Here is a 5,844-nt window from a genome sequence, read left to right on the forward strand (position 1 = left end):
TCTTCGTCGTTCGCTCTCGCTCTCAACTACGAATAGGCAGACGGCGTCGACTATCGCGGACTAACCGCCTTCGCTTCGCTATCCATGGCGGTCAGCGACAGGAACAACAGCTGCTACTTTCATAATTTTCTCCATTTACAACGCCACAATCGTTACCCAGAAACAATCACAAAACCTACAAATTAAAGTGGGGCTATCCTTAGCCCCCTCTTCCCCCAGATCCATCTGGTGAGAAAAACCATTAGCGACCTATTGCTACATCCGCTTACGCATTACGAAGCTGTGATGTCTGTAGAGCATGAAGAGCACCAGCATAAACAACCAGAAGGGGTGAACCGCACCACCGCCACCGGAACTGACCGAGCGTGTTACTGCCGCCACACCGCTCGGATCGACCACGCGGTTATTCGCCTCACCATCAGCATCATTCGGTCCACCATCCTCAATAGTTAACTGCACACACCAGTCACCCTCGGTTAAACCGCTCACGTAAGCCGCATCACCTGGTGGTGGGCAGTACCCTGCCTCTCCAGCTGCCGAAGCAACGCTATTGTTTGCATTCACCACAAAGTCTTGCCACTGAGACGCAACAAGTTTTCGATAGACCGCATTGGCAGGAATAGGTGAGAACTGCGCCAGTACAATATTGACCGACTGACCCGCAGCCGGAAGATCATCCACGGTGAAGTCGAACAGGCCACCCTGATAGTCGTACGCGCCACTCTCATCACCCACACCACCGCCATTGGCAATGTCGGCCATGCTGACCTCAGCCTCACCATTGTTCGTCTGAAACGCCGAGCTTCCGAGACATAGCCTGAGACCGGGATCCGTCTCCATCAGGTAACTACTGCTCTCACCGCTCTGCTGCTGCAGCACGTTGCTGGCAGAAATGGCATCGAGATAATCGGGAACACCATCCCCATCGCTATCGCCGTAACCTTCGGTCAGATCGTCTATCGAATCACCATCACTATCTGCCGTTGTTAGCACGGGGGGTGTAGCCACCAGATTAAGCGTAATCTCAGCCGAATCACTCGCAGCCCCATCATCAACCGTCAGGCGCAGCGTATAGAGCCCCGCCGTCAGCGCCGAAGGGTCGAAGGTGAAGCTATCGGTAGCACCATCGGTATCGAATAACACACTATCGGTCAGGCTCCAGTCGAAGTTATGAGAATCTCCCACATTAGGATCGATCACACTGCCGATCACCTCCACACTGCCATCTGTCTGTGTCACCGTGAAGGTCGTGTCGACACCCTGATAGGCCGCCAAGGAGAGCGATGGGGCCACATTGCCTTCAACTACTTCAATGGTGTGGCTCGTCTTGGCACCCACCACAGCATTGTCCGGCGAACCCATCGTCACCACGATCTGCTCGCCCCCCTCACCCGCACCGTCATCAACCGTGTTGAAGAACACCTCAACCTCGGTGCCACTGCTAATCGTCGCAACACCACTCACCAGATCGTGATCACTGCCATCTGCACTGCCACTCACCGTGTAGGGCACGCTCACGGGGTAACTCACCGCCTCACCATTAAGAATCACAGCAAAACTCACCGTGCTCCCCTCGGAGGTGATCTGGTCCTTGCTGAAATCGACCATCGGCGTCACATTCACCCGCTGCGTGGCAGTGCCGGTATTCCCCGTAGCATCGCTCGCACTCCAGGTCACAAGCGTCACACCCGGCGAGAAGTGGCTGGGCGCATCGGAGGTAGCAGCCACCTCTCCATCAAGTGCATCGCTCGCCGTTGCGGTCCCGACACTCACCGGGGTGAAGAGTCCAATGGCATTCACTGACATATCGGCAGGCGGTGTCACCACCGGCGGGTTGTCATCCACGTTGGGATCACTCGATGCCAGGAACTCATCGAGATTACTCACACCATCGCCATCAAGGTCACCCGACGCATCGCTACCATCCAGCGGATCGAGACCGTTAGCGCTCTCCCAGCTGTTATCAATACCATCACCATCAATATCGGTATCAACCGCATCACCCACACCGTCACCATCCAGATCGGTATCGACCGCTGCCGTCACCAACGATGTCGCGCTCGTGCTTCCACCCTGGCCATCGCTCGCCGTGACCACCACTGAGATCGCCTTGCCCACCTCACTACCGGTCAGGGTGTAACCGCTGCTGTTCGTACCGATGGCTGAACCGTTCGCCCGCCACTGGTAGCCGTAGCTCATGCCATCACCATCGGTATCACTCCAGCCCCCATCGGTTGTGGTTAACGCACCACCCTCAACCAGATTGCCGCTGATCACCGGTAACGCACTGTTGGCTGGTGCCGTGTTGGTCACAACCGTGCCTGCCGAGGTCGCACTAGCGGTACCACTCTTGCCATCATTCGCCGTCACCACCACGGTAATCGTGGTGTGCGCCTCACTGGCGGTGAGCGTGTAGCTGCTGCTGTTGGTGCCGATAGCATTGCTGCCTGATTTCCACTGGTAGCTATAGTTCGGGCTGTCACCATCGGCATCGCTCCAGCTGCCGCTTGTCGCATTGAGCACACCACCCACCACGTTGCTACCGCTCACCACGGGTAGCGCAGTATTGGCCGGAGCACTATTAACAACGGCAGTGCGGAGACTGGCAGCACTCTGATCGCTACTACCGTTCCCATCATCAGCGGTGACAACCACCTTCAGATACTTGTGAGCATCGGCCGTGGTGAGTGTGTAGCTGCTGTTCGTGGCTGTGGCGATTGCCGCCTCACCCGTTCCGCTGTTGTCATCGGCGCGATACCACTGGTAGCTGTAGCTGGGAGAGTCGCCATCGGCATCGCTCCAGCTACCACTGCTCGCGTTCAAACTACTCCCCACCCTGGCCGTGCCAGTGATAGCCGGCACAACACTATGACTCGGTGCACTGTTGGAAACGGCTGTATAGGCGCTGGTCGCCCTCTGGTCTGCACTACCAGCACCGTCGTCGGCCGTCACTACCACGCGGATGTATTTATGGGCATCAGACGTGGTCAGGGTGTAGCTGTTGGTTGTGGCACTTCCAATAGCCGCAAGATTGGTTCCGGCACCATCATCAGCGCGGTACCACTGGTAGCTGTAGGTAGGCGTCTCGCCATCCTCATCTGTCCAGGTGCCAACAGTGGTGGAGAGCGCGCCACCAACGGTTGCTCTACCGCTAACTACAGGCAAAACGGTGTTGACCGGTGCCGCGTTACCGACAAACGCCTTCGCAACATAGCCGGTTGCCTTACTTCCCGCTTCTATAAAGGCTCCACCCGCATAGAGGTGTTCGCCCCCGTTCCAGACCAGGGCAGTAACTCCTTCATTCACCCCCGAGCCCAGTCCACTCCAGCTACTACCGTCCCACTGCGCGATACGGCTGGCTGCATCGCCCCCGGCGGTGGTGACCCCCCCCCCCGCATAGAGGTTGCTACCGTCCCAGGCCAGGGCCAAAACGGAGCTATTCATCCCCGATCCCAGTGCACTCCAGCTACTGCCATCCCACTGCGCGATATAGCTGGCTGCGTTGCCCCCGACGGTGTTGAAGTTCCCCCCCGCGTAGAGGTTGCTACCGTCCCAGGTCAGGGCCAAAACGGAGCCATTCATCCCCGAGCCGAGTGCACTCCAGCCACTACCATTCCACTGGGCAATATAGGCAGTATCGGGTATTCCTGTAATGGCACTAAACGAACCGCCAACATAGAGATTTCCAGCCCCATCCGACGCCAGCGCTCTCACCGTGCCATTGACCGTTGGAAATGCTGTCCCTATAGAAAACCAATCCGCATCCGTAATCGTCGGATCGATACGCACCGGATAGGCAGCACCGGCATCATCGACCACAATGTTCAAGGCTTTGGCTGAAACGACATCAAAACGGGCGGGTAACGTTTCACCGTTGGCATCTACAACCAGCAGACTGTGGTAGGCGAGTTCGCGACCACTCGTCAGTGTTAGCGACACTCCTACATCACTGGCGGCAACCTTCGCACCCTCCACGGTTAACTCCAGCACCAGCTCACCGAAACCCGTGGGCCTGGCAGGCACCACGAAGTCCTGCCGGATACCTTCGGCGCTGGTGGTGAACTCCTCTACAAGATTGGGGTGGAAGATTCGGGCAGTCTGCTCATCGTAGCCCACACTTCCCGGTAGCACCTCACTTGATGGCCCCTGAAGCCTGCCGATGCTATGCGCACGCAGTGCAAACTCACCGCCGCCTTCATCGTCGGCATCTGAAAGAAATGTGGCACCGGCTGGTGTGATGGTGGCGATGACATCCTGCATCGGACTGGGAACACGGAGAGTGCCATCGCTGTTTGAGGTGATTTTGTGGGCATCGGCACTCTGGCTGGTTGCCTGATCAACCATCTCTGTGTGGCTGAGCGCTTTCGGGGTTTCCGTTTCACTTTCAACAAGCGCCTGCGCCGAGGAGACAAACAGCACAGACGTAATAATACCCACCGATAACAAGACCGCTTTGATCTTGTGGCTTGCCGTTTTGTGGTGCTGTTTTCGGGGTGGGGAGTTAAGTGATTGCGCAAAATTCATAGCCATGACCTTCTGTTTTTATGGCTACATACTAAAAAGACCCCGCACCACTTCTCATCATCCAAATGGATGAAATTTCTGCGCAATGGGTGATAGCGCCAAACGCTTTGGAACCGTTCTTACCTCGACAAGAGGCACTCCAAGCATGACAATTTCTGACAGCCATCTATCTGATTTCACAAGAGTATTTCCCGTCAGCCGCTCCTTTTCATCGACTCAATCACCAATCATTTCAGTAAGTTATAATTGAAGGGATGGTTCTGTTTCGCTAACTTGAGTCCGAAATAAGACAGATAACAATCAGAGTCTTGGCAACGGATGCACGCAGACACCCTCAAACTTGTTGGACAGATTTACGATGCGGTCAGTGACCCCAGCGAGTGGACACACTTTCTAAATAGGCTTGCTCTCGCGCTGGATTCGCAGGGCGCGCGCATGCGCATGGCTGATAAGCAGAGTCGTCGCTACAGTCTCATTGCGGGCGTGGGCTATGACGATAGCTATGACCGCCAATACCAACAGCACTACTCAAGACTCGACCCATGGAATACCTATCTGGAAGCTAATCCGGTTGGACAGGCGTTCAACACGCATACTGCTGTTTCAGATGCAGAGTTCAAAAGTTCTGAGTACTACAACGACTTCTTTAGCCACTACGGTGTTTTCTATGGACTAGGCGGAAATATCATCAAGAACGAGAACATGATTGCGCGTATCGGTGTTCAGCGCGCACGTTCTCAAGGCCCATACACCGAGTCTGAAATGGCGTTACTGCAGGAGATCATGCCGCACCTGATGCGCGCCTATAAGCTGGGCGCTCACCTTGAGACGGTGCAACAGCATCAGGAGGGACTGCTTGAGGCACTCTACCGCTCACCCACCCCTCTAATCCTGATTGACGAACATGAGAGAGTGGCCTTTGTCAGCCAACAGGCCGAGGCTGCAATTACCAGCAACGGTGGTTTAACGGTAAAGAACAGCAGCATCAAACTCTCCAGCCCGACTGAGCAGAGCAAGCTGCAGGAGATGATCAGGCAGACGGTTGCCACGGGCAACAGAACCGGCACCGGCAGCGGCGGTGGCATGCGCGTCACCTCCGAGGGGGGCGAACATCGATTTAACCTGATCGTCACCCCCTACCCTGCACGCACTGCCGCACGCTTTGGATTTTCTACCAGGATCACCGCCGCCATATTTATTCATGACACGCAGCAGGCCTCCCCGGGGAGTCGCTATTTTTGCGAGAGTTTGTTTTGGGCATCCAAGCCCAAGCAAACAGCAAAAACTTCACGCGACCGTTTATGCCTGCGGCGCCCCGAC

2 protein-coding genes are annotated in these 5,844 nt (G+C 56.0%); one reads left to right on the forward strand and one right to left on the reverse strand.

The genetic code is table 11. From position 1 onward, the window contains the following. Positions 1–255: 255 nt before the first annotated feature. Positions 256–4,524, reverse strand: coding sequence for a choice-of-anchor U domain-containing protein (locus tag BOW52_RS15925; RefSeq protein ID WP_153043215.1), 4,269 nt, complete (start codon positions 4,522–4,524; stop codon positions 256–258). Positions 4,525–4,965: 441 nt separating this feature from the next. On the opposite strand from BOW52_RS15925, the gene BOW52_RS15930 reads away from it, so the two are divergent. Further along, positions 4,966–5,844: hypothetical protein (locus tag BOW52_RS15930; RefSeq protein ID WP_135622554.1), on the forward strand; the 879-nt coding region annotated here is incomplete at its 3' end.

This window comes from Solemya pervernicosa gill symbiont, assembly GCF_002020875.1.
In the GTDB taxonomy this organism is placed as follows: Bacteria; Pseudomonadota; Gammaproteobacteria.

Bases quoted from the DNA above. Each gene is read 5' to 3' on its own strand.
- BOW52_RS15925 (WP_153043215.1), bottom strand. From the start codon at position 4,524: ATGAATTTTGCGCAATCACTTAACTCCCCACCCCGAAAACAGCACCAC.